Below are 25,111 nucleotides of genomic sequence, written 5' to 3' on the forward strand. Positions count from 1 at the left end.
CGCGAGGACTATGCACTCGGCCTGGTGTTAGCCAGCTACGCCATGGCGAAGCCCGGTTCAGAATCCATCGCTAACCAGCATCTTCCGAAGGGCGTCTTGGTCATCAGTCCCATAGCAGCTACTCCCCTTTCCCTACACATCCCCGATGCGAATCACTGGACGGTCGAGCCGCCGGCGACCACCTCAGACTTCAGCAATTCCTTGTCGCCTGCAACGTCCGCCTCATAACATCCCGCGCAGTCGTCAATCATGGAGTCGGACATTGGCTGGCTCACCAGAACTTCCACCAGGGATTTTTCATGCTTACTTTTTCCAGAGAAGACCTTTTCACAAGGTAGGGAGAAAATGAAGTTGAATCAGCAGGCCGATGGTCGAGCTGAAGCTCTGGCGCAACGGTAACGCGGACGTCCCAGCCATTGTCACAGTGAAGGAGCAACTGAGAATCCCCCAAAGGTTCGTGGGACATTAACCAGGTTGATACGTACGCAGCCCCAATCGATCTGTAATCGATGATCTCAAGCTGTTCGTCGGTCAGAACGACCTCCAGGGATTCCTCGAACGGGCAGTCCCACGAGGTGACGAAAAGATACCCGAAGCGGCAGCCATACTGTGCCTCCAAGACATAGCCCGGTATGCTCTTTCCTAAACTGAATCCCTCCTTTGACACCAAGCTTTTCATTGGCCACGACTCATACGGGCCCTCATGCTTTTGAAGCGAGAATGTCGTTAGAAGCTGCATGTATGTCTTATCACCTGAAGTAGTCCTACGCCTAGCTTCCGTCTCAACAGCTGGATAGGCAGGGTGAAGAATAGCGCTAATGCCATTCAACAGCTCAATGCCCCCTTCCGCTACCGCAACCTGAGCCAACCACTCCGTCGTTTCCCATCTATGAAACCCTGGAATTGAGCTAAATTACCCAAACGCGCAAGAGTCTAAGCGACTGTTGAAATCCCCATTCCTATACGAGCACCAAGTGATGCTGATCGCGAACAGGGCTCGAACATTGATCCTATCCGCCTCTGTTTTGATCATGGGATGCGCCATAGCAAAACCAACGACCGTGTCTCTGTCTGCCGGAGGCATCCAGGCGTCAGCCAAACTTGGCAAGGCCTCCATCAACAGTGCAACGCAAGCACACTTTGTCCATGCGCAGCTAACCCTGGATGACAAGGCTGGAAAACTAAAAGCCGTCAATCTGAATTGTTTTGTCCTGGTCCTCAATGAAATCACCAGCGATGAAATCCATGTAGACAGTATGGCTTCGGTACTGACTGATCCCTATCCGGCAGACGCGAAGGGTCGAATCCAGGTGCCCGTTTATTGGGTGTTCTCCGCGCAGAACCCGGTCGATATTAGCTTGCTTCCCACAGCCAGACTTAGCATCCGGCCAGGCATGTCTTCGTGCTTCCATTACTAGGCTGAGGCTCCGGCGGCGCAGCCGCCGTCAAATCATTAACTCTTAGGTCGAAATTTTTCCTGCAGACGCAGAACGGTTTCGCGAGTCTTGATGGCCGCAGCTTTGATGGAGGAAATACCGGGCTTCCAAACGCTTAATTGCTGCGTTTCATGATGCCAGTGAAAAATTTCAGGCCTAGCCCTCCCATCGACGACCTTAAGCACAAGCTGGTTACCGGTACCGTTTTCGGCAATGGCCAAAAGACCTTGAGTCATGACTAGTCGGCCCCAGACACCTTTGGTGTTCTCGTAGGTAATGCTGTTACACGTTTTTCTCGGGTTATTGGGATCGAAGACTGGAAAAATTCGCCAGCCACCCTTCACTTCATTGCAATTGAATACTTTCCACGTTTCACGAAGCTCGTCGGGAAAACGAACGTTTAGTTCGGCTTCGGCCTTGGCGATCAGTTCTTCTGTTACGCCGAGCGGCGGAGAGTTTTGCATGAGTGGGCTTCGCTTGAGGTAAGCGGCGACGGCCGCGACGACTTTCGGCCTACTGCCATTAACACGAAGCTATCCGACTGAATAGTCATTCCCCTATGCCACGCAAGATGTCCAACCGGTTTGCTGGCGCGTCGGGTGCAAAAAAGTCGGGAATGGTGCGATGGGTTCGCCGCGGGCGCGATAGGAATAGGACTGGCCACTCCGTGATGCGCTCTTCTTTAACATGCAAGTATTGGCCAGGCTCCGGCTCGTCGATGTACTCGCACTGCAGGATGAGTGCAAGCACCTCATCGGCCCCTTGGGCTGACGAGGAGAACTCCTGTGCTTCGGCGTAGGAGTCGAATGCATAGTAGTAGTCATCGCCGTCGAATTCGTCGGGCGCGCCACGCGCCGGACAGCACCAAACGCGATACTCCAGCACGGCGTCCCAAACATAGCCGCCACCTGACTTCGACTTAGCCGGGTAGGTTCCGACCCGTTCGGGATCGAGTACGTCGGGATATGGGGTAGCCATGTTCCTAGCGCCTGAGGCTTGAGCTAAGCGGCTGTTGCCGCGGTGAATTCAAGATAGCGCAAGCGCAGTGAGGAGTGGGGAAAGCCGGGATCCGGCAAGGCGTCAAAGACACCGGATCCCAGCTTTCCTCACTCCTCAGAGCCAGGCACGTCCATGTGCCTTCCCCGTGTTCGTCGGGATGACGATTCGCTCTGAAATGGCCTCTGTGCGACGCCAACTTTTGCGGGATACTGGCTAAAAAATGTGGGAACATCTCAGGGTCTTGTTCATTTTACAGAACGGCGGTATTCGAGAAAAAAGCATCGAGCATTCAAACAAGGAGATTTTGAATGAACAACGATTTCCATTACGGTGTCATCTACATTCTGGCCCGGCTCGCCCAATACGATCGCGAGTCAGCCACGACGATCGCGCACGCTTGCCAGTACGTGGATGACTCCACCGTGACGGGAGTGTTGGATTTTGCGGGCGGCGAAAGTTTTGATCGCTTTGCCAGCGCGCACGCCATGTACGACTACCTCAATTGGGTCTCCGACAGCGCCAAGCGGGTATGGGCGCCCTTCCATTTTCTGCCCGCGTGCGAAGGCCAGACGTTCGACGAGAAATGTGTGTGCCGCCCTAACAGTCGCACGGCGCGCGAGATGGTTAAAGAGACCATTCGCCAAAATCATGCTGAAAATGGCTTGCATCGCCTGGGTGTGACGCTGCATGTCTACGTGGACACGTGGGCCCATCAAAAATTCTCGGGCACCATCAGCGCAAACAACATCGTCAACGAATTGCGCAGCGAGCACCATGAGCCGACCGACTTACTGGGGCAATTGCGTAAATGGGTTGGCGTCGTTGAAGACGCCACCGAAAATGCCGTCGCCGGCTTGATCACGAGGCTTGGGCACGGTGCTGCGTTGCATTTGCCGGATTTACCTTGGGCCAAGTGGCGATACGTCAATGGCCATGAACAAGCCATCCAACGCGACAACCTGCCTGACTTTATGACCGCAGCGGATATGGCGTTTCGCGCGATAAAAGGCTTTCAGAGCGGCCAAGAAGATTTCGAGAATCTGGCCGGCTTGACGGCCGATGCCAAGACCTCGCTGGAAAATCTCCTGCGAGACAGTCGCAGTGAAGACTCCGACGAGCGTCTGCGTCATTTGATGGAAGAAGTCGCCAAGGGATCGATCCATGGCTTGCGTGAGGAGGTTCCCGAGTACGTGGCCAAGGGAGAGGGATCCTGGAAATTTGAGGCCACGGGTATCGACAGTGCGGAAACAGATGGCCTCACGAAGCCCGTGTGGCAACCCAAATTCGAACATTCCGACTATCGCAAATTCCATGACGCCGTAAAGCAGCACCGTGCGTACGTGATGGGTACGCTGCTTCCGAGCCATGGTGTTCGATTGGCGTAGGATTACCGCATCACGGCGTCCCGTCTGCAGGCTGTTCGCGCTCGATAGGAGGACCACGATGTTCGCGCGTAAAACCCCTGTTTCACCCAGGAAAGCCGCGCCGGGCGCGCCGTCGAAGCATGTTGTTACCCATCCGCCTGAGAAGGCCCAACGCGCTGCGTCGCAGGCTTCCGCGCCAGCCAACACACAGGCGCCGTCGTTGGTGAATGACGTGCTGGCCTCGCCCGGCCACCCGCTGGATGCGGCATCGCGGCTGCATGCGGAGCGGTTGTTCGGGCATGACTTCACCCACGTGCGGGTGCATACGGACGAGCGCGCGGCGGAGTCGGCACGGGCGGTGCACGCATCGGCCTACACCGTGGGGCGCCATGTGGTGTTTGGCGCGGGAGAGTCGCCGATGCACCGCGCTTCCGGCCGAGGCCTCCTCCTGCACGAGTTGGCCCATACGATTCAGCAACAGCACGCAGTATTCGACCGCGCGCCGTTGCGCGTTTCGCAAGCCCATGACCCTGACGAGCGACAGGCCGATGCCGCAGTTCAGGCTGTGCTGAGCGGCGCGCCAATGCCGGCGCTGGGATCAAGCAACGCACACGTCGCGCGGCAGCCGAAGGCGAAAAAAAGCGCCACTGAGGACGAAGCGCCGGTGGACACGATGGCGGGCGCGCAGGTGTCGCAGATCATCGTCTGGCTGGGTCAGAACCGGGTTGGGTTCCAAACCTCCCACGGCTGGGTTTTCGGCAGCGTCGACACGGACCTGACGGAGGGTAGCTACGAGTTGAAGCCGGACCTCCGCAACCGGAAATGGGTCATCACGAAGCCGGCCGTGAAGACCGGACTCCGGTTCTTCGTCGACCTCGAAGGGGCCATCCCCTGGACACTCGGCTACCCGGCAACGTTGCCTCTGACCGTCACGTCCAGCTCCGCGAAGACCGAACAAGGAGACATTCCGGACACCTTCGGCCTGGGCTACAACACGATCTACAAGAAGGCGGGGTCTGCCTCGAAAGCCGCGGTACTCGCGCTCGCCTTGCTCGAGACCCCGCGCTTGTTCGTGGATATCGAGGCGTACAAGAAGCTCGACGCCTCAGTGCGGAAGTCTATCCTCGACCTCGAGCCACACGCTGCCGGGACGGGCTGCGCCGGCTGGTTCGACGTGATGCGCGCCAACGACCCTGACTTCAAGCCCAAGCTCACGCCCGCGCAGATCGCCGCCGGCGAGGCGGCGTACTACGGGTCCATGCGCGACGCGCGCCTGGAAAAGAAGGAGGAAGCTGCGAAGGCTGAGGCTCCCACACTCGATCGCAACAAGGTCGAGAGCCAGTTGGCCACCAACAAGTACGGGCTCGTCGCGGCCGCGCAGACGCCGAACCACGGGATCAAGGCCGAAGCGCTCCAGCCGATCTGGGTCCAGTACTGGGCCGACAAAGTCGCGATCGCAGACAAGACGCTCAGCGCGATCACGGCGACCGAGCTGCGCGACCACGTGGATCTCTCCGACACAGACACCTTCCGCAAGGCGAAGCAGGTGAACGAATTTGGCTTGTCCCTGCTGTCCGACAGCGTGGGCGCTCTTGAGATCTGCCGGACCGCCGATGCCCTGGGAAAGAGCCTGACGCTCGACGAGATCACGCAGCAGGTCATTTCGCACCAGAAGTTCATGGACGCTATGCAAATCTTTGCAGCCGCCGTCGCCATCAAGGCCATGGAAGGACCTCGCCCCACTCCCCGTGGCCCAAGGCCCGATCCGGTCAAGGCCGGGCCCGTCAAGGCGCCGCGCATCGATCCGGAGATTTCTGCCGAAGTGGACAAGGCCTTCGAAGGTGTCGAAGGCAATGCCTCAGGCAAAGGGGGACAAGTGCGCTCAGAAACGGGTGTGCGGGTGCCCGTCGACAAATCAGGGAAGCCGGCGAACGTGATGACGGTCGGAGGCGGTCGACAAGAGGCTACAGACCTCGGCATTCCGCCGGACCGGCAACTGGTCAGCGTGACCAAGACGGACATTGATCCTAGCGTCAAGCCGGACCTGGTGCTGGATGGCACGAAGGCGATTCCTAAGGAGCAGCAGGGAAAAAGTACGGCGCTGCTCATCAACAATCCCTACGGATATACGCCCAACATCGGCGAACTGAAAGCCGCGCTCACCCCACAGGGAAAAATCATAGTCCAGGGGAATTGGAAGGCGAACAAGTACTTTCGCGGACTCGCGACATCGGAATTGCCACCTGGCATGACGCGAACCATCGAACGCGATGTGCCGCCACTGGGTACCGGCTTCAAGTACACCGACCCCTCTCGCAGCGGTGCGCCGATCCCCGATTCGCGCATCACGTTCGAGTTCTCAGGGAAATAGGTCAGCCATGACCATGGCTTTTCCCGGAACGCAATGATTGGGACTTCCATGATTCAGAACGTGCGAAATCTTGGATGTCCCCGTTTGGCTCACCCGTTTGGCTCATGAAGCAGGCTCCTCCCCCTGCTTGCAGGGGGAGGTTGGGAGGGGGTGAAGCAACCTCGCGGTGAACTCCAACACTGCGGCAAGCTCATGCAACCCCACCCCAACCCTCCCCTGCAAACAGGGGAGGGAGCCGTTTCCGATTAGCTCTTCCATCTCGCCTTGAACTCATCTTTTGAGTCGCTTGTTATCTGGATGCGCGCGAAAGCTTCGAACATCAAGCGATTGCCACGGCGTCTGCGAATGTTCCCAGGACAGCAGTGAGCCTTCGCCGGATTGACGATTCGCTCTGAGATAGCATCCCTGTGATACCGACTCTGGCGGGACGCAGGCAAAAAAAGTGGGATGCCTCAGAACCTGGACCCGTTATTTCGCTGATCCAGAATGAGGCCGTCCTCCACCAGGCAGAGGACGGCCTCCAAGCAACAAGACACCGCTACACCGTTATGGTGAACGAGTAGTGGGACTGGTTGTAGTACGTCAGCGTGTCGACCTCACAATTGACTATGTTCCGCTTCCACGCTGTCAGTTCAATCAGGTAGCAACAGGTCTCGGGGAACACCTTCGAGGCGTCGTCGATGTGAAGCGTGATGTTGCCGCCATTCCAGATGGGCCGAATCGCCGATTGCGGTGGATTGATCGACGGGGTGACGGCCTGCGAATAGTCAGGACCGACGGAAACGCCCGGGCCGGCGATGTAGCTGAATGATCCAACGTCCGCGGCACTAAGCAGATTCTTCTCGCTGTTGAGGCCGTACTTGAGCACGATGCTGTAGTCATCCAGATGACCATCCGGATCCGTGACAAAGAAATCGATCTCCAGTGGCGTTCCGGGTTGCAGCACCTGCGAACTGCAAGGCAGAACGGTCGTGCCACCCAAGCGAACGGCCGTGACTCCGCAATCCGGTTCCGTGGTGTTGACGTGCACGGTGCCTGGCGGGAAGCTGGCAATACGGTTATCCAGCCACACTGTCACCACGTTGCCGGTGTTGTTCTGACCTTCGCCGCATCCTGGCAGCACTTGCGCAGTCGTCAGGTCCGGGCCGCCACCTGCGGCGCCTTTGTACGCGACAACCTGAAAATCATAGGCTCCGTCTGCAAAGTAGTCTTTCGTCGTGATGCTGGCCAACGCGTCGGCATCGCCTATCCAGGACCGCCCCGAGGGCGCTCCCCACGCCGGCCCGGGATGGGTGGCTTCGTAGTGCTGGCGGCTCTCGTAGACGCCACCCACCGCTGGAAATAGCGCCGATTGCCAGCCCGTTGGCCAGGCCAGGGTCGCGTCATAGTAAAGCCGCGAGAACCCCTGGACCGCCGTGGGTGGAACTGGGTTCCACGTGTTGGCGCTATGTGGCGAGTACTGGATGCTGTAGTAGTCGGCCTGTGCGGTGGTGCCGAATTGCCCGTATAGGACGATGGTCTCGGCGAAGGGCCGGTCGCGATCGTTGGGATAGGCAAAGCCGACCGGGCCCGTCGTGCCCGCATTGCCGCCGATCTCCGTCACGGGAATCTGGCACACCTCGGTCATCAAGACGCAATGGCCCTCAGGCGGCGGAGGCGTGGTTCGAATGCAGCAGGCGTTCTGATTGGCCGTGAGCGTGACGTTCAAATCGGTGGGGATATCCCAACGAGTCTGGAGGATGTTCTCGTCGACAATCACCACGTCCTGCGCACCGCCGCAGTTTTGCGTCACTTTGAAGATGATGTCCGGGGAGCAATCCAGCCACGGGTACCAGTCGAACCATGGCCATATCCGCAGCCGTTCGAAGTCCTCGATATACGGCAGCGAAGCCAGCAGTTTCCCGCGTGATTGAGTGATCAGCTCGGGACTCAGCGCACGCGATGCCGCAATCGTCGGCTTCGCCAGAACGCCCGACGTAGAGTGCGAGGCCTGAGGCTTCATTGCGATCAAATCGAGCGTCAGTGCTGCGCTGGGATCGCGAACGTCGAGCTCGGGATGTAGCTTCAGGATCGGGTGAAGCTTCTCCACCAGAACGGGGTCGAGTCTCCAGTAGCGAGACTCCCACCACCACCACGGCCACCACCCACAGCACCACCTGAAGCTGAGGGTGAAATGGCCGCTGGCATCGGTGACAACGGTCTTGCCGACCTGGGAAATCGACGACCACCACCACCAGTAATCGACGTCAAAAGCGCTCACTTGGGCGCCGGGTACGGGGCTGCCATCGGCGCAAAGGACTTGGCCCGTGATGGTGAACTCGCGGCACCAGATCCACCACCATCGCCAATAGATCGGTGTAATGGCAATCGGTGCGAGTGTCAGCGAGTTTCCGTCCCACTGCCGAGGCGAAACGTTGATATTGATCGTTCGAAGATGAAAGAGATCTTCCTCTGATGCGCTTTCTGGACCGACCGCGACCAGAAGGCTCTGTTTGGCATCCACTTCCAGACTGACTTGGCCCTTGCCGGACTCGATGACGACCACCTCCGATGTCGTCTCCCTGCCCGCTCGAACGGCGACCCTCAATCGCTTCTTTTCCCGGTCCTTCTCCGAGATCTGCGATGCATCGATCGGAATGATAAGTTTGCTCATCGTACTCTCCTTGTGACTTCCTTGAGGGGAACAGCGTCAAATGCTGCCTTGCGGCCCCTCTGCTTACCGCGACGGTTTCAGCGACGGAATGGAACGCAATGAAGCGGCATCCACCCCGTGCACTGACTGGCGCTGTCCATGAAATTCAAAACGATAAACGACACCGGTGGCCGGCCCCTTCACCGCCAGTTGTCCGTGGCCGGTGTATTCAAATTCGATCGTCACAGGCGGACGATAGCTGGCACTTCCGCTGCGGCTCGAAGAGACCGCAGGCGGATGGAAAACGGCGCGACGATTTCCGCAACATGACATTTTGAGCTCTCCTTGCCTTTTGATTCGATCAGCCTGATCAATCAGCTCGCTGGTTTGGCTGAGGCGGTGTTTCGCTCCACTCGGGAGCCGGCGGTAACCGCGTAACGGTGACTCGCTCGAGCAAGATCGCGCCTCCGGAAAATCCGAACCACAGTAAGAGGCGTTCGAACCAGCTGCTCCCCATTAGCCAAGCGACGGGAAACGCGAGGCACAAGCTGAGACAGTAGAAACAATCCAGTAATTGCCCGAAGTAACCCGCGCCTGCCCGTTTTCGCAACCGGAACAAGAGCTCGAATGGCCCATCTTCGCCCCACAGAAGATGGGTGCCACGCCACACGGCGAGGACGGCGACCAGCAATTCCGTTAGCGAAAGACGGGAGTCCATGATTCCCTCGACAGTCACCCGAGGGGAGGAAGCATTTCGTGTGCCACGCGTCGGGGCGCATTCAAATTCGATCTAAACGCGTTTTCTCTCGGTTTTGCGCTAGAAAATCGGGTCACCACTGACCCGATTTTCGCGAAGAGATTGGGTCAGGCAGCACCCATGTGTGCGAGGGTGTGTGTTTCGGCGCTGCACACACCCGAAGTGGGCTGCCTTTCTATCAATCTGGCTTATTGCGGCGATGTCCGTCGTTTTTGCCCGTCATTCCGGCGCAGGCCGGAATCCAGCCCAAATACGTCGTGCGAAGCACTCATCATAAAAAGTAATGTGTCCTTTGGACGCGTATTAAAACTGGATTCCGGCCTGCGCCGGAATGACGACCGGCTCTGAAATAGCATGTCCGCAACGTCGTCATTTGCGGGATGCAGGCCAAAAAGCGTGTCGATGACCAGAGCAGAATTTGACTTTATCCCCGGCTCCTCAGGCAGCTTCCCGATCCAGCAGAAATTCCAGTACCGTGCGGGCGTACACGTCCGGGTGCTCAACGTTGGGCAAATGGACGCCCGGCATGATCACCAGCCGTGCGCCGGGCACAGTCGACGCAATGTGCTCGCCATGGCTCGCCAGCGTGACAGTGTCGTCTTTGCCTGCGATCACCAGCGTGGGGCGATCGATGAGGGCAATCGTTCGCCGCATGTCGTTATCGCGCACCGCGGCGTAGGAGCCCGCCAGCCCCTGTGGAGGAGTGGAAAGCAGCATGTCGCGGAACGGTTCGGTGGCGGGGTGCTTTGCTTCAAGCATGGGGGCCGGGAACCAATTGGCCAGGAATGCCTGCGCTACGGCGGCCATATCGGGCGATGTCTGCAATGCGGCGATGCGCGCATCGAACTCATTGGCAGGCCCCAGGTGAGCTGACGTATTGCTCAAGATCAGCAGGTCGATACGATCCGATGCGTGGATGCCCAGCCATTGCCCCACAAAGCCGCCCAGAGACAGGCCAAGAAAGTGCGCCCGTTCAATGCCCAGTGCATCGAGCAGCTCGATCACGTCGCGACCCAGTCGATCCATCGAATAGGCGCCTGCGGGTGCATCCGATTTGCCGTGGCCGCGGCCGTCGTAACGCAGCACGCGAAAGTGCTGGGTCAGTGCGGCTATCTGGCCATCCCACATGTGCAGGGTCGTGCCGATGGAATTTGACAGGACGAGCGTGGGCTTGTTCTCGTCGCCGTCAACGCGGTATGCCAGGCGGCATCCATCGCCGGTGGTGATGAAAGGGGTGTCATGCATGGCGCTTTGCTCCTTGGGGGTGGGGTTGAGCCGGAGCCTGAGCAGGTGGCGATGCCAGGCGCCACCGCTCCAGGTAAAAAAACAAAGCCTGAAAAAACCCTAGGGTTTGTCGACCTTGACGGTTGCCGGGTTCGAAGCGACAGCGGGCAGTTGCTCGCTGGTGTACTTGTAGACATCCGAGCCGATGGCATAGGCGACAAAGTGCTCGCCATCGGGCAGTACACGGATCTTGTTGATCACGCGTCCCATCTCCACGTGCTCCCAGTGCTTGCCGCCATCCTTGGTTTCGAAGCCGCCCTTGGTCGTGCCGACCCAGCCAAGATCGGCATTGGCGAAGCCCACGCCGAACTCGGTGACTTCCTTGTCGTCGACCAGCGGCAGCTCCTTCCATGTCTTGCCGCCATCGGTGGTTTTCGCCACGCGGCGCAAGGTGGACTTCGTATCGGTGTCGTAGCTCTGGATGGTGGCGTAACCCACCTGGCGTGTCGGGAAGCTGCCTTTCCAGATCAGCTCTGCCGGCCGGTTCGATTCGTACGCACGCGTCCAATGCGCGCCGCCATCGTGGGTAGTGATGATGAGGGCATGCGACTTCGACAAGTCGGTGTCCGAGCCGCCATAGATCACGCCGTTCCTGGCATCGAAGAATTTGACGTCCACGATCATGGCGATCCACGGCGTCATGTCGGTGTTGGTCCAGGTCGTTCCACCGTCCAGTGAGCTGATCAGCCTGGCGGGGCCACCTACCCTGCCGGCTGCATGGATCACTGCAGCCGAGCTGTTGTGCGTGGTGCCATCGGGATGAATGATGTCGATGCCGCAGATGCCCTTCATGGGCTCGCCGGGAATGTTCGTCACGGCGTGCCAGTGGTCACCGCGATCATCGGTCTCATATAGCGGTGTGCTGTCGGTGACGCCGGGGTAATAGTCCGTGCCGATGTTTCCCGCATAAGCGTGCTGCGTATCGACCATGCCGATGGCGCGGAAGTAGGTTCCCGGCTGCTTGAGCACGTTCTGCCAGCTATGACCGCCGTCGGTGCTGCGCCAGATGTTGCCCTTGCCATTGACATAGAGGCCGACGTCCTGGTTCACAAAGTAGATGTCGTCCTGTTTTCCCTTGTACGGCTCGGTCGGGAGCTTCTGCCAATGACTTCCCGCTTGGGGTGTTAGCGAGGCGTCCTTGGCGAAGGCGGCACCTTGGGAGCATGCAAGCGCCAGCGCCGCCCATGGCAGCGCCTTGCGGGCCAGAGCCATCGTCCGGAAAGAAAATGCGTCGATTGTCCTGCTTCTTTTCATACTCATCTCCCTGGGCACGCCGCCCTTTTTTGTGTAAACGAAATTTCCATGGCAACGCAAAAGCATGGCAGCCGAATCGAGGGCGGTCACGAGCCGGAAGTCACCATCGTTTTGATGGATCTACACAGGCCTTGTGATCACATCCAACCTCGTCCAAACGGTGTTTGACACATTACATAAGCACTTATATATTTGTCCACATGCTGCCTGGACTCGGAACCCAGTTACGTCATTTGATCGAGCTGCTCGATGGGGCGGTGGAAGAAGCCTATGCCTCGGCGGGCCTGCGTTATCGCCCTCGGTTCACGCCGATCGTGCGTGCTCTGATGGCGTGCGAGCCTTCCACGATCGGGCAGATTGCGGAAGCCGCAAAGATTACCCAGCCCGCGGCAACGCAAACGGTCACCTTGATGATCAAGGAAGGACTGCTCGCCTCCGAACCCGGGCCGGTCGATGGTCGCCAACGGTTGGTTCGTCTATCGCCGCGCGGTCGCGCGATGCTGCCGCGACTCAACGAATGCTGGCAGATAACGCAAATGGCTGCCGATAGCCTGGACGCATCGCTATCGCGCCCTCTCTCGCAGTCACTCGACGAGGCGATCGCGGCGCTGGGCACGAAATCGTTCAACCATCGAATGGCCGAGGCACGCACGCAACTATCGGGTGCGGAATCTCCATCCAGTAAGAGCACCTTGAGGAAGCGCCCTACGGGTGCAGGCAAAAATGACGCGAAGAAGAAACGAACACGCGCTGCGTGATGGCCAAGCTTGTGCGGGAACGGCGCCTCGCAAGGCCTATGCCCATCCTTTAATCAACGTGCAGTAATACATAGCGTAGCCCCCTCCATGAAACGCATCCTGCTGGCCCTGTCATGGGCGCTCGTCCCCTGCCTCGCCACCGCCGCCGATCTCGACAACTCAGTGATGACAGCGGACCATCAACACGAAGTGATCGAACAAGCCGCGGAGGTGATCCAAGCCCGCTATGTGGATCCGGAGCTTGGGCGCAAAGTCGCACTAGCGCTTCGCCAGCAGGCTAGCATCGATGCGTTCAAGCCCTACCGCGAGCCCGAAGCGTTCGCCCAGGCCCTTACCGTCGAGCTGCGCAAGCTCTCCGGTGACGGACACTTTCGCATCAACTACAGCGCGCAGCCTGTACCACCTCCCGATGCGAAAACGGTCGATCAATACGAGGAAGACGACGACAGTTGGGCCGGCCCGGCGATCAACTACGGCTTCGAGAGCGTGCGACGCCTGGACAGCGACATCGGTTATCTCGACCTGCGCGTCTTCGCGCCGCCGCGCGTGGCGGCCGACCTGCTGCAATCGGCGATGACTTTACTGGCGCAGTCCAAGGTTCTGATCATCGACTTGCGCAACAACGGCGGCGGCGACAGCGGCATGGACATGCTGATGGCCGCCTATCTTCTCGACCGTCCGGCGGAAATGAGCGCCATCTACGACCGTCCGAGCAACCGGCTTACCCGCGCCACGTCGCCGGTATGGGTACCCGGCCGCCGATTCGGCGGCACCAAGCCGGTGTATGTGCTTATCTCGCACAAGACCTTTTCCGCAGCCGAAGCTTTCACTTACGACCTTCAGGCTATGCATCGAGTCACCGTAGTCGGCGAAGCCAGTGGCGGTGGCGCGCATCCATATGAGCGTCGGCGCCTCACCGACCATTTCCTGATCAAGTTGCCGGAAATGCGCTCGATCAATCCCATCACCGGCACCGACTGGCAGGGTGTCGGTGTGAAGCCGGATGTGCCGACCCCGCCCGAGCTTGCGCTCGACAAGGCGCTTGAGCTGGCGCACGCGACGCTGGCCAAAGAAGCCGGGCCGGGTGAAAAGCCAATGCACTGACATTCGCACCTGCGGGGTCGTGCGTAGAGGTATCCCTACGTTTTTTGCCCGTCACCCCAGCGAACGCTGGGATCCAGCGCCTTTGCGATCTGCAAGTCGCTGGATCCCAGCTTTGCTTACTTCTGAATGCTGCGAGTCAGTGCTGGGTTCCGGCCGTAAAGATGAAGGAGTAGTCGCTGGCGTAAGTGTTGGTGGTCTGCTTCCCCAGCAGGATTTGCCGCTGCATGCTGCCGTTTTGTACACGCATCAGCGCGACGCTGGAGGGCGTGGCGATGGGCGCGTTCATGTGACAGCTCAGGCAAGTGTGGGTATTTTGCACGTAGGTCTCCGCAGTGCTGTTCGCCGTGATGAGGGTGGAAGCGTTAGGCGTGATGTCTCCCGTGGTCAGGGGCGTGGTGGAGCCCGGCGGCAGCGGTGAGGGCGCGTTCGGCCACTGCACTTCGATCAGGCGGTAATAGTTGAACACCGAATTCGCTGGCATCAGCGTCCATGCGTAGCCGGTGGCACTGTTGGCGGTGGAGTCCACGGAATAGATGCGTGTGACCTGGTTCGGCGCGTTGTAGGGATCACAACCGGCTGGCTGGTAAGGCGGCGCGAGCGTGGTGCAAGCGGTGCCCGGCAGCTCGTTCGGCTTGCATTGGTAGAAAGGATCGGTTGCCGGGGTGCAACTGGCGCTGTAGAACACATAGCCAGGAGACGGCTGCTGGTTGGAGTTGGGCGGAAGTTGCGGCGGTTGTGGATTGCCATTGTTGTTGTCAGGGTCGTTGTCGATCTGCTCGAACGTAGCCCAGACGAACTGCGGTCCGCCCTGCATCTTGTGGATGATGTGCAGCCCTACCAAGCCGACCGTGGCTGTATAGGGTTTGCCGATGGGCGGCACGATGTTGGCTTGGGTGGTGAGGTAGCGATAGTCCAGCGAATGGTCGGCAGGCAACTGCACCCAGGACGACTTGAGCTCGATGGTGCCGAGGTTGAGTCCGTAGGTTTGAGGATTGCCGGAGCAGTCCGTGTCCTGGCCGCCACCTTGGGGCAGATTGAGTCCGCCCACGCCTTTTTGTTGCGCTTGCTGATTGCTGGCGCAGGCCTGCTGGCCGGCAAACGTGGTGAGATGGTTTTGCTGGATGAATTGGGCTTCGTCCAGGTTCAGGCGCACGTCGTAGTAGACCAGATCGCCGCCCTGCGAAGTGAGCCACTTGCCATTACCGGCCTGGCCGATGGACAGCAAATGGATATTGGCGAACTCGGAGGTATCGGCGAGCTGCAGCAGCTTGGGGCCTGAAGACTTGCTGGCTTTTTTGGAAGTCCCAAACACCTCGCCCAGGCTCTCATAGCTTTCCCAGACTTTGGGCTGGATGTCCGTGGGCAAGCCAAAGTCTGCGGCACTGGCGGTGGGGTCAGGGTTGCCCGGGTTGCCAGGCTGGGCGCGCCAGTTCAAGTAGATGAATTCCTGCCAGGCAAGGCAATCGGCACCGATCTGGTTGCCGCTGGTGAGGAAGATCGTGGGCATGCTGGCCTGCATCTGGATGGTGGACGAGGCCGGGCAAGGACTGGCGGTGCTGGTAGCGCTGCTCTGCGCGGCTTGTTCCTGGCCGTAGGCAGGGGCGACCTCTGGCTTGGGCTTAGGCCCCGCCATTTCCGAAGCACACCCGGCAGCGGCGACCAGAAACGCCGCTACCAAGGCAAGGGTGAGGCTGCGGTGATTCCGCAGCCCCGTGTAGAGTCGAGTGAAGTTGCGAAGGTCCATGGACGGGAGTCCTTATTCGATTTCGGGAATGAAGACGGCGTCGGGCAAAACGTTCGAGTTACTGTTGACGGTGATTTGCACCGAGCGCAACCCGGGTGCGCTGCTTGAGCCGACGGTGACCGCGAGCGAAAGGGCAAAATAATTGTCCGGGTAAGAGTTGCCGGGTACGGCATAAGTGACGGGCGTGGCCGCGCTCACTGTCACGCTGATATTGGTGTCGACAGCGTCGCTGCCCGGCAGCAGGAACGCCACTTGCAGGTCGGAGAGCGGACTGGGAACCGTCGTGCAAGTCAGGGTAAGGGCCTGGGATTTGCCGTTTGCCGGCAACCACGGCGCAACGAAGGTGGTGTTGCTGGCGAGAGAAAGCGCTGCTCCCGTTGGTGCAGGCTCATTGATGGGGTAGTAGCCATTCCAGAGTTGCGAGTACATGCATTGCAGCGGCACGTACGGCGCGGTCTGCGTAGAGGTACAGGGGTTGGTCGGCGGTTTCGTGCTGCCGGCCGGCAGCGGCCGCGCATACAGCGTCATATTGAAGGTTTCGGCAATCTGGCCGGCCCATTGGATGGGGCGTCCGTTGATCTGAATGTCGGCCAGGGTGAGATTGGGATTGGCCTGCAGCCAGGCCAGCGGGATCTGGCAGGCGGCATGCAGGATCATGTTGCCCGGGAAGGCTTGGCCGGTGACCGGATCGATGCAGGTTTGCGAGCCGCGGACGATCTGCCAGATGTCCGAAGGTTGCGCACTCGCGGGAATGCCGCCCTGCCCTGGCACGATGTTCGAACCAAACGTCCAGTTGGCGAAATTCGGCAGCTGGATGTACAGGCCGAAGGGGTTGGCGAGGTTGGCCAGGTTGTACGAGCCGGTGTTCGGGTTCACCGCCTGCGAAACGCTTTGGCCAATATGCGGATCGCTGTGGCGATACTCCTGGCCGAAGTTGCCGCAACAGATCAAGGGCTGCGGGTAGAGATTGCCGGAGGAGTACTGCACGCTGGAGGCGCCGGCGAGGCCGATTTCGGTTTGCAGCGTGTTGGGCGTGCTGGTCAGATGCATCGCGCCGCCAGAAGGATTGGAAGCGCCGCGAACGGAAATCGGACCACTGTTCCATTTATTGAGCGGGTTGTACGCGGGGCGGCCGGTATTGGGGTCTATCACCGGATTGCCGCTGGCATCGGTGAGCTGCAGGTCGGCAAGCGTGACGGTGATCTGGTTCTGCGACTGGGCATTCGCGTTGAGCGTGGAGTTATACAGTTGCACCACACGCTCGGGACTGACCTTCCACAGCGTGGTCCAGTACTCCGGGTTTTCACAGGTGAAATCCACTCGCACGACCTGGTTGGAGGCGTTGCGGAAAACCGACCATTCGCAGTATTCGTCCTGCCATCCGCGCGGTCCGTACGGGCCGAAGGTTTTTAGGGTGCCGTTCCAATTGGCTTGCGGACACAGGGTGGAGGGGATGTTCGGCAGGGCGACGTTTTTGTTGCTGCTATCGGCGTAGTAGCCGGTGTCTCCCAAGGAGTAGATCTGGGTGGCATTGAGCTTGTAAGGGTTGGCGGGAGCGACGGGCGGATTGGCCGAGTAAAACTGCTTGATGCGTCCGGAAAAGGCGCTCCATTGAATGGCCACGGAGGCGGCATCGGAGGGGATGTTGGTGGTGGCCGGGTCATAGAACCAGCTGGGTGCCGCGGGCATGGCCTGCGCGACCCAGCTGGTAAGGTTCAGGGTCCACCAGTTGTTGAGCTCTTCCTGCAACGGGGGCTGATCGGCGAGGTCCTGCACGAAGGCCGGGGTGAAGTACTGGTAGGCAACGTCGGCGAGCTGGCCGAAACGGGGGGTGTTCAATCCTGTTCCTGGCCCCAGCTTGGCGGAAGACTTATTGGGGAGGGCGTCAGGACCAGAGACGCGATTCGTATCGGACATGGGAATGCCTCCTTGTGCGGCCGTATGCGGGCCGACTGGAATTGGGGATCGCTAACCTGCATCGAGGAAGACACCCAAAACCCGCATACTTGCACTGCATTACCCTGTGATCACACCACCAAAGCTCGACTTTCCTTGACTCGTGCGAGGTACTGGGCATCACATTGCTGCTTTGACATTCTTTCCATCGCGATGTCGTTGCGACGTGAATGGGTCTAAGAATGCCCGATCCCGTGTGTAGGCTGGGATGCCAATCCCAGCAGCGCGCATGCTGCTGCATCGCAATGCTGGGTTTTGCAACCCAGCCTACTTCCCTCACCGTCATTCCGGCGCAGGCCGGAATGACGGTGAGGGAAGATGGGCTTATTTTCCAATGCTAGGCTTTGCGACATGGATCAATATCAATTTACGGTCTCGGCTGGCGAACTCATACATGTTCGGACCTATTCGACCGAGGAGCTTAGCTTTCTAACGGGCCATGGGGCGCCGGAAATCACTGCTTTTCGGGTAGCCATAGGCTTGTGGGACAACTTCAGTGTCGCTCGCGGCATGGATGAAAATGCTCAGACCGTAAAGAGCCGGGAAATGCTCCTAGCGGCAACGTCTGAGCTTCTGCATCGTCTCGAGCAAGAGCGTGAGCTTTTCTCGCACAGCTACAAACTGAAGTGCCCAGACTCGCGCAGCCGCGGCTCAATGAAGTGCTGGATCGAACTCAAGTCGGGCGAGACAGGCTTCCTGATGGCCAGGCATGCCGGGCAGCTGTACTTCGAACACAAGGAGGCCGGCCCAAAGATTATCGATATGCGGGCCCTTTCAAGCCTCGACACAGCAACGGGTGAAACCCGCATCTTTCGTAAACGCAATGAGCTGCGCTGGCCGCTGTTTCTTCAGGACCTGGAGGTTTTCCTCAAGAGCCTGATGGTCTCCGAGGTGTCGATTTCACATGGCAAGTTACGCAGGCAAATGCTTGTCACGACAGTCGCAGCGCGCTTACCAGCGCCGACAGTGCAGCAGGCTGATGCTGACGACTGGGATAGTACATAAAGAAGCCGGGAATCGGCGGCGTCCAATCCTCCAGGACACGAATGAGCCGCCGCTTGGCGATGTCCTCTGCGACCTGCTCTTCATAGACCAGACCGAGGCCCGCCCCAGCGAGCGCCGCCTGAATCACCAAGTGGGTATCATCGATGATGAGCGGGCCGTTCACGCTGATCGTGACTGACTTTCGTCCGCGCTCGAACTCCCATCGATAGGGGCCGCTCGCAAGGCGTAGTGTTATGCATCGATGATCGCTGAGATCTTTCGGCTTTTGCGGAATGCTTCGTGATGAGAAATAGCCAGGCGACCCCACTACAGCCAGTCGTAACGCCGGCGTGACGCGCACTGCGATCATATCCTTCTGAATGTACTCGCCGAGCTGAATACCGGCATCGAACTCGCCCGCAACGAGGTCTACAGGGCCCGTCACGGTGACAACGTCTAGAACGATGTCAGGATAAGCCTCAGCGAATGCCGTGAGCTTTGGCAGCAATACCATTACGGCGGCCGAGCGCGACATCACGATTCGAAGGCGGCCCGCAGGGCTGCGCCGGACGCTTCGCGCTTTGTCCAGGGCCAGAGTTATTTGCTCAAGCGCCGGAGCCAAATCCTTCAAGAGAGCGGCCCCTGCAGCAGTTGGGGCGACGCTCTTGGTTGTTCGAGCCAGAAGTTGTAACTCGAGCCGCTGTTCGAGCCCGCGGATAGTGTGGCTTAGCGCAGACTGGGACACACCCAGCTTTGCCGCAGCGCGAGTAAAGCTTCGTTCTCGGGCGACCATCGCGAAAGTAGCGAGTTCGTTCAGTTCGTTTCTCATGATTCATGAATATGGCTCATGACACTATCCTTCGCAATAGGTCTACCCTCATAAGTGGCCCTACCCTAGGCTTGCTCGGCAACGTAACGCCAAGTCTTTCGGCTTGGCACTGCAACTAACGAGGGTAGCTATGGATTCGGAAATTCCCGCTTTGCGATCGATCGCTCAAACCTATTTCGATGCCGCCTATGAAATGGATGCCGAGAAATTTGCGTCCGTATTTCATCCATCCAGTTCGGTGACAAAGATCGGCGAAGACGGCAACGTGAGCGTGACGCCAATTGCGACATGGCTGGCAGCCGTACGCAGCATGAAAGCGCCGAAACAACAGGGCTTCGAGCGCGATGACCAGATCCTATCGATCGATGTCGAGAAGGAGCTCGCGGTCTTGAAGGTAAAACTGCAGGTACCGCCGCGTGTCTTCACGGACATGCTGTCATGCTTGAAGGTCCACGGAACGTGGAAGATCGTCCAGAAGGTGATGATTTCGAACACGTAACCACGACCCAAGCGAACGATATATCGATGACCGATCCGCTCTGGAAGACAGCCGCTGTCGCAATGGGGTTTTCCAAGTGAGTCGGGATATTTCAAACCACCTCGCCGACATCCCAGCGCTCGCTGGGATGTCGGGCAAAAAAATACGTGGGGATACCTCGCGCCCGTCAGCTGAAGTCGCCGCGATAAGCCTTGAATGCATAAAACCGGTCGCCGGGGATCAGACTGGTTGTCACGATGTCCCGGTAGCCGGCCTCCTGCAGCTGGTCCACCATTTCGTCGGCGGAAGGTAGCCTCCCGCCCGATGCCGTGGCCGCGCCCCAGAGATTGAGGACTTCGATGCCCAGGTTTCCGCCCTGGCAGCAAGTGGTCAGCAGCAGAAAGCCGCCGGGCTTCAGGAATTTTCCGATATGCCGCAGGACCGCGACCCGCTCCTCGACCGGAAAATAATAGATGTTGTTGTAGAGGGTCACGATGTCGAAGTGCTCATCCGGGATCTTCGCCTGGATGTCGCCGTTTTCGATTTCCACCCGATCCTCAAGGCCCCACTCCTGAATGTTTCTGCGCGCCACTTCAGCTACATCGGGCTGCAGTTCTAGACCGATGGCTGAGAGCGATGCATTTCGGGTCACCGCGTACTTGATGTAGTAGCCCGAGCCACAGCCGATTTCAAGCAATCTGCCGGCACCGCTTACGGGGAAGCTCAGATCGATGGCCTCGGTCAGGAATACTTCCAGGGCCCGAGAAGAACGGGCGATCAATTCTCCGTCCTGATCTGCAAGGCTCCATAGCTCCCCCTTTTTCAGTTTCTCCAGCGTATTCAAAATCAATTTGTGATGCAGCCCCGCCACTTCCTGAAGCAGGGCCAGGGGCGCGTCGTTCTGAGGCAAGGCCAGTTTCCTGGCCAGCCCCTTCAGGCCATATTCCCCATCACGCAACTGGAGAAATCCGAGGCGCACGCCCAGTTGCAGCCAAGCCTCCAGTGCCTCTCGGGCTTTCGCATCTTGACAGTAGAGCGCGGCGAGCCTTTCAAGACTTGCCGGTCCTTCGGACAACAGGTCCAGCAGCCCGCCCTGCTTTGCTGCGGACAGATAAGCGAGCCGATAGAAGGGCTTGAACAAGATGTTGACGCCGGTGAAGGCGGTCAGCTGGTCGTTCTTTAACAGCTTCAGGAAGGGTTTGATGGACATGGCGCTTGTGCGTATCCGTTGGCAAGTGAAAAGCGCGAGCGCGCACCGCCGGCGGGCGACCATCGCCGCGCCGTGGTATGCTGATCCCGCCATAATTGAACATCGTCCAATTATGGACATTGTTCAATATTGAGCCGGACATGTCCACACCCACCCGCACCCAGGGCAAGCGCGACCGCACCCGCGAGCACCTCTCCGCAGTAGCGCTGACGCTGTTCGGGCGGTTTGGCTTCGAGGCCGTCACCATGGAGCAGATTGCGGCTGAAGCGGATGTCGCTCGCGGCACCCTGTACAACCATTTCCCGGTGAAAGAGGCGGCACTCGTTCATGCCTTGCACGGCGAACTGGCCAACGATCTCGGACCATTGCTGCACAAGGCCATGGCGCGCCGCACCCTGCAAACGCGGCTTGCCGCGATCCTGGATGCCTCGGCGCAATGGTGGGAATCGCACCGCGACTATGCCGCGCCGTACATTCGCTACCGCTTCCAGGCCATCGGAAAGGACCAGCCTGGGCAGAGCGACTCCGACATGGTGCCGCTCTACGCGCAATTGATCGCCCAGGCGCAGGCGGAAGGCGAAGTCCGCAACGATATCGCCGCACCCCTGCTGGCCAGCCACCTGCATTTCCTCTATCTCGGCGCAGTGCTTCGCTGGCTCGACGATGACTCGGCAGGTTTGCGTACCGAGCTTGCGCGGACGCTGAAATTCTTCATGGCGGGAGCAACTACGCCAAAGCTCTAGAGATGCCCTGATCTATTCCACGTACCCGTCACCACACGCTCGGGTGTCTCACTGTATGCGCGTCTGGCGGAGCGTAGGCTGGGATGATAATCCCAGCTTTCCATGCGGCATCCCGGCGCTGGGATTACCATCCCAGCCTACGCTCCGCCAGACGCGCATAGAGCATCCCTAGACACACCGCCCACTCAAGCATCGCCTGAGCCCATTTTCACGATCTTCTTGCTATACAGCCACTCGAACCACGGCCGTTGATGAAGCATGACAGTTGCGTCCCGGCGAGTTGCACCAGCGTACGCCAATAGTTGAGGATGCGCGCCGAACAATCATCGGTGGAGGCACTCATGTTCAAGCTCTCGTTTTATGCCGCACTTTTAATGTTCGCCGCCAACAGCAGCATCGCCGCGTCCGTTGCCTCGCCCCTGGAGCTAAGGGTGTTAGGGTCTGGTGGCCCCGGAGCGACTGGCCGAGCCGGGGCGGGATATATCGTTTTGGTCGACGGCAATCCTCGTATCCTGGTTGATGCGGGGCCCGGGACATTTGTACGGCTCGGCGAGGCAAAGCTCTCATTAGCCAACCTTGACGTCGTCCTGTTAACGCATTTGCATATCGATCACACCGGCGAGTTGCCTGGTTTTTTCAAAGCACGCGCGGTTTCAGGTGAGGGTCCAGTCCGTGTCCGGGTCTTTGGCCCCACTGGGCATCATGGCGAAGGAGATGAAGCCACATTCCCATCAACCAGCCGCTTTATCGATCTGTTGTTCGGTCCCGATGGCGCATTCAGCTATTTACACGACTTCGCAGCGCCGGTGACGATCGATGCGACGAATATCGACGCATCCGCGAATGCCCCCAAGACACCGAAGCTCATTTATTCAGCGCAAGGACTGGAAATCAGCGCGATCGCTGGTCACCACGGCGACGTACCGGCAGTGATCTATCGCATCGACTACCATCATCAAAGCATCACCTTCAGCGGCGATATCGAAGCCAACGGAATCGAAAATCTGCGTCGCATAGCGCAACACACCAGCCTGTTGGTTTTCAATTGCGTCGTGCTCGATCCGCCGGGTTCTCGGCCGGTGCTTTACACCTTGCACACTCCGCCCAGGGCGATAGGCGTAGTGGCTAACGATAGCGGAACGAAAAAACTGCTGCTCAGTCATTTGTCGCCCGTGATCGATCAACAGCAGGCCAGCGTCGAGGCCTCCATTCGCGAACACTACAAGGGGCCCGTAGTGTTCGCCCAAGACGGTATGCGTCTGCAACCTTGATAATGCACCCTGCTCCGCTGCAGCGGAACGATGCGCAACCCAAACGCGAGATGCTTACCGTATCCGCCGGCGTCATTGTGTGGCGGCAGCAGTTCACCGTCTTTCTCGATGTAGTGGGTGCGCTGGAATACGCTGCCCCCTTGCAGATTCAGAAGGACGACAGTTTCGCCGGTCTTTGCGCCGTGCTGGTGGAAAAGCTTGGCTAGGAAGAAGGCATCGCCAAGGCCGGCGCCTTGCTGGTGACTGGATCGCGAAGGAATGGCTTGCGCAATAATGATCAAATCACTGACCGCCGAGGGACTGACCATGCTCCTGGCGAGATGTCGCTACTGCACTCACATTTGTATTTCTACGCTGTTTCGTCCGACGCGGAGCCTCCGCTAAACGCGGGTTCGAAGCGGATCCATCACGCTGACCAAACCTTCTTTGAAGAGCCAGCGCTCGTGTTGGCTCAGGCGCGGCGAGCTATAAAGCCTACGCCCGTGCAAGACGGCAACGGTTTGCAGACGGGGGACTGGTCCAATTGGACCGTGGTGCGCGACCACACGCACAAGAAACTGTATTACGTGAGCGGTTTCAATAATATCCCGCAATCCATCGACCTGACCGCGCTGGATTTCGCGTGCAAGGCCGATACGCATTGCTTCCCCCATTTCCCGTCGATCGCGGTGATTCCGCCGCCTGCGGAGCTTGCCTGGCATCAGGACGCCACGAAATCGTTCCGCGCGACCGAACGCAAGGAAGGTGAAGCCATAGTGGATCAACTGCTGCATGCTCATCATGGCGCTGATGATGGGCATATAGCAGCTTGATCCCAGACCGCCGGTCACCGGGCGACGGGGAACGCTACGGTGACCGGCTGGCTGAAATGATGATTCGAGCCACAACACGCCGGCGAAAGCTGGGATTGCCATCCTTTGCCTACGTGCAGCGCCTATATCAGTGGTTATGCTTGCCCGCCGGCGTGCCGTCGGACCAGTTCGGGACGCCGACCAGGAACACAAGAATCGGTGGCAGCCCTTTCATTTGGGACTGTTCTTGCGGGGAGTCGAACCAGAAGGAGCCGGACATGACCGGCGAGCCGGCCGCACCGGAACCCCAATCCTTGCCGTCCTTGACCCGGGTGTCGAACATGAGATGAGCCATGTTGTGGCCCTCTTCGTCGGTCAAATACGACGATTTGGACAGCATGTATTCCATGGCACCGTTTTCGAGATCCGGCAATTGTTTATGTTCGTACGCGGCCTTGAGTGCCGATAGCACTTCCGCGTTGGAGCGACCCGCCATCACCATCTTGGCGCGTAGATAAAAGATCGGCACGATCGAACGGGCAGCCTGGGGGTTGAGGCAATCGGCCGCCCTCACCTTCGGGTTCCAGAATTCGGGCCAGCCAAACGGTCCCGTCCAGCTTCTGCCTACCAGGCAGACGAACCCGTTCTGGCCTTCCACCGCTTTCTCATAGCCCTTGCGTCCCAGCACCAGGATCGTCGCATCACGGGAAATGGATTCCGGCGCCGCACTGCGTGCCAGGGCTATCTCGGCTCCGCGATCGGTCATGAGGTATTGCTCGATCGGGGCCATCTTCGGATAGGGTGACGCGACATCCTGTGCCATCGCCTGGTGCGCCGCCCCAAACCCGATGAGCAGGACGGAGCATTTGATCAAGAAAGCGCCAAACTTGTTTTCACGCATGGTTTGCTCCTCGAAATGGGTCGTTAAAGAAAGCCGACGAGCGGCCCTTCCGGAATTCGACATGATGGAAATATTTCGGTACCGGCCAAATACCTTGGCGACTCACTAGGCCATTTGGCCTAGGCCGAAGTTTCGGAATCTGTGATCAAACTGCCATTTTCGGAAGGTGCAGCTTGGGCCGTCCGTTTTCTTTGGTCCGACCATTTCAAAAAACGCGCCCAGTCACGTCCTTTTTCCGACACGTG

General features: G+C 59.0%; 23 protein-coding genes. 11 read left to right on the forward strand and 12 right to left on the reverse strand.

The window, feature by feature from the left end; translation table 11 throughout:
* Positions 1 to 271: 271 nt before the first annotated feature.
* The gene (locus EKH80_RS06315) at positions 272 to 679 is read right to left on the reverse strand and encodes a hypothetical protein (protein WP_126683897.1); all 408 of its coding nucleotides are present in this window, start codon (positions 677 to 679) and stop codon (positions 272 to 274) included.
* A 298-nt stretch (positions 680 to 977) separates the two neighbouring features.
* Here EKH80_RS06315 and EKH80_RS06320 point away from each other — a divergent pair, with 298 nt between their 5' ends.
* On the forward strand, positions 978 to 1,418 hold the full coding sequence (locus EKH80_RS06320; protein ID WP_126683898.1) for a hypothetical protein: 441 nt from the start codon (positions 978 to 980) through the stop codon (positions 1,416 to 1,418).
* A 35-nt stretch (positions 1,419 to 1,453) separates the two neighbouring features.
* Here the strand turns inward: EKH80_RS06320 and EKH80_RS06325 are convergent, their stop codons facing one another.
* Both EKH80_RS06325 and EKH80_RS06330 read right to left on the reverse strand, forming a co-directional pair.
* Complete coding sequence (locus EKH80_RS06325) at positions 1,454 to 1,900, reverse strand: SMI1/KNR4 family protein (protein WP_126683899.1); 447 nt, start codon at positions 1,898 to 1,900, stop codon at positions 1,454 to 1,456.
* An 85-nt stretch (positions 1,901 to 1,985) separates the two neighbouring features.
* Positions 1,986 to 2,414 carry a GCN5 family acetyltransferase gene (locus tag EKH80_RS06330; RefSeq protein ID WP_126683900.1) on the reverse strand — a complete coding sequence of 143 codons (429 nt, stop codon included), beginning with the start codon at positions 2,412 to 2,414 and terminating at the stop codon, positions 1,986 to 1,988.
* A gap of 329 nt (positions 2,415 to 2,743) precedes the next feature.
* Between EKH80_RS06330 and EKH80_RS06335 the strand changes: the two genes are divergently transcribed.
* Together EKH80_RS06335 and EKH80_RS06340 are read left to right on the forward strand one after the other, a co-directional pair.
* A complete protein-coding gene (locus EKH80_RS06335; RefSeq protein WP_126683901.1) occupies positions 2,744 to 3,820 on the forward strand; it encodes a DUF6765 family protein in 1,077 nt (358 codons plus the stop codon).
* 58 nt (positions 3,821 to 3,878) lie between these two features.
* A complete protein-coding gene (locus EKH80_RS06340; RefSeq protein WP_158628770.1) occupies positions 3,879 to 6,170 on the forward strand; it encodes an eCIS core domain-containing protein in 2,292 nt (763 codons plus the stop codon).
* Between the two features lie 538 nt (positions 6,171 to 6,708).
* On the opposite strand, the gene EKH80_RS06345 is transcribed toward EKH80_RS06340, so the two are convergent.
* The 4 genes from EKH80_RS06345 to EKH80_RS06360 form a co-directional block, all read right to left on the reverse strand.
* The gene (locus EKH80_RS06345; protein WP_126683903.1) at positions 6,709 to 8,823 is read right to left on the reverse strand and encodes a carboxypeptidase-like regulatory domain-containing protein; all 2,115 of its coding nucleotides are present in this window, start codon (positions 8,821 to 8,823) and stop codon (positions 6,709 to 6,711) included.
* Between the two features lie 63 nt (positions 8,824 to 8,886).
* A complete protein-coding gene (locus EKH80_RS23770; protein ID WP_158628771.1) occupies positions 8,887 to 9,048 on the reverse strand; it encodes a hypothetical protein in 162 nt (53 codons plus the stop codon).
* Between the two features lie 949 nt (positions 9,049 to 9,997).
* A complete protein-coding gene (gene pcaD, locus EKH80_RS06355; protein ID WP_126683904.1) occupies positions 9,998 to 10,804 on the reverse strand; it encodes a 3-oxoadipate enol-lactonase in 807 nt (268 codons plus the stop codon).
* 99 nt (positions 10,805 to 10,903) lie between these two features.
* Entirely contained in the window at positions 10,904 to 12,097 is a 1,194-nt protein-coding gene (locus tag EKH80_RS06360; RefSeq protein ID WP_230473457.1) for a WD40/YVTN/BNR-like repeat-containing protein, read from the reverse strand.
* Between the two features lie 200 nt (positions 12,098 to 12,297).
* On the opposite strand from EKH80_RS06360, the gene EKH80_RS06365 reads away from it, so the two are divergent.
* Together EKH80_RS06365 and EKH80_RS06370 are read left to right on the forward strand one after the other, a co-directional pair.
* Positions 12,298 to 12,855: a MarR family winged helix-turn-helix transcriptional regulator gene (locus tag EKH80_RS06365; RefSeq protein WP_126683906.1), complete on the forward strand. Its 558-nt coding sequence runs from the start codon at positions 12,298 to 12,300 to the stop codon at positions 12,853 to 12,855.
* Between the two features lie 87 nt (positions 12,856 to 12,942).
* The gene (locus EKH80_RS06370; protein WP_126683907.1) at positions 12,943 to 13,959 is read left to right on the forward strand and encodes a S41 family peptidase; all 1,017 of its coding nucleotides are present in this window, start codon (positions 12,943 to 12,945) and stop codon (positions 13,957 to 13,959) included.
* A 136-nt stretch (positions 13,960 to 14,095) separates the two neighbouring features.
* Here EKH80_RS06370 and EKH80_RS06375 read toward each other — a convergent pair whose 3' ends face one another.
* Positions 14,096 to 15,703, reverse strand: coding sequence for a hypothetical protein (locus EKH80_RS06375; RefSeq protein WP_126683908.1), 1,608 nt, complete (start codon positions 15,701 to 15,703; stop codon positions 14,096 to 14,098).
* Between the two features lie 12 nt (positions 15,704 to 15,715).
* Positions 15,716 to 17,620, reverse strand: coding sequence for a hypothetical protein (locus EKH80_RS06380; RefSeq protein WP_230473458.1), 1,905 nt, complete (start codon positions 17,618 to 17,620; stop codon positions 15,716 to 15,718).
* 390 nt (positions 17,621 to 18,010) lie between these two features.
* Here EKH80_RS06380 and EKH80_RS06385 point away from each other — a divergent pair, with 390 nt between their 5' ends.
* Positions 18,011 to 18,664: a hypothetical protein gene (locus EKH80_RS06385; protein WP_126683909.1), complete on the forward strand. Its 654-nt coding sequence runs from the start codon at positions 18,011 to 18,013 to the stop codon at positions 18,662 to 18,664.
* Here the strand turns inward: EKH80_RS06385 and EKH80_RS06390 are convergent.
* The gene (locus EKH80_RS06390; RefSeq protein WP_126683910.1) at positions 18,591 to 19,472 is read right to left on the reverse strand and encodes a LysR family transcriptional regulator; all 882 of its coding nucleotides are present in this window, start codon (positions 19,470 to 19,472) and stop codon (positions 18,591 to 18,593) included. The genes EKH80_RS06385 and EKH80_RS06390 overlap by 74 nt on opposite strands.
* Positions 19,473 to 19,602: 130 nt before the next feature.
* On the opposite strand from EKH80_RS06390, the gene EKH80_RS06395 reads away from it, so the two are divergent.
* Positions 19,603 to 19,971, forward strand: coding sequence for a nuclear transport factor 2 family protein (locus EKH80_RS06395; protein ID WP_126683911.1), 369 nt, complete (start codon positions 19,603 to 19,605; stop codon positions 19,969 to 19,971).
* Positions 19,972 to 20,137: 166 nt separating this feature from the next.
* On the opposite strand, the gene EKH80_RS06400 is transcribed toward EKH80_RS06395, so the two are convergent.
* The gene (locus EKH80_RS06400) at positions 20,138 to 21,160 is read right to left on the reverse strand and encodes an SAM-dependent methyltransferase (protein ID WP_158628772.1); all 1,023 of its coding nucleotides are present in this window, start codon (positions 21,158 to 21,160) and stop codon (positions 20,138 to 20,140) included.
* A 140-nt stretch (positions 21,161 to 21,300) separates the two neighbouring features.
* On the opposite strand from EKH80_RS06400, the gene EKH80_RS06405 reads away from it, so the two are divergent.
* From EKH80_RS06405 to EKH80_RS24060, 4 genes are all read left to right on the forward strand, one after another.
* Positions 21,301 to 21,903: a TetR/AcrR family transcriptional regulator gene (locus EKH80_RS06405; RefSeq protein ID WP_126683913.1), complete on the forward strand. Its 603-nt coding sequence runs from the start codon at positions 21,301 to 21,303 to the stop codon at positions 21,901 to 21,903.
* A gap of 341 nt (positions 21,904 to 22,244) precedes the next feature.
* Complete coding sequence (locus EKH80_RS06410) at positions 22,245 to 23,174, forward strand: MBL fold metallo-hydrolase (protein ID WP_126683914.1); 930 nt, start codon at positions 22,245 to 22,247, stop codon at positions 23,172 to 23,174.
* 50 nt (positions 23,175 to 23,224) lie between these two features.
* Entirely contained in the window at positions 23,225 to 23,380 is a 156-nt protein-coding gene (locus EKH80_RS06415) for a hypothetical protein (protein WP_230473459.1), read from the forward strand.
* A 57-nt stretch (positions 23,381 to 23,437) separates the two neighbouring features.
* Positions 23,438 to 23,986, forward strand: coding sequence for a hypothetical protein (locus EKH80_RS24060; RefSeq protein WP_158628773.1), 549 nt, complete (start codon positions 23,438 to 23,440; stop codon positions 23,984 to 23,986).
* A gap of 127 nt (positions 23,987 to 24,113) precedes the next feature.
* On the opposite strand, the gene EKH80_RS06425 is transcribed toward EKH80_RS24060, so the two are convergent.
* Positions 24,114 to 24,866, reverse strand: coding sequence for a hypothetical protein (locus tag EKH80_RS06425; RefSeq protein ID WP_230473460.1), 753 nt, complete (start codon positions 24,864 to 24,866; stop codon positions 24,114 to 24,116).
* Between the last annotated feature and the right edge of the window lie 245 nt (positions 24,867 to 25,111).

The organism is Dyella choica (assembly GCF_003977665.1).
Taxonomy (GTDB): domain Bacteria; phylum Pseudomonadota; class Gammaproteobacteria; order Xanthomonadales; family Rhodanobacteraceae; genus Dyella_B; species Dyella_B choica.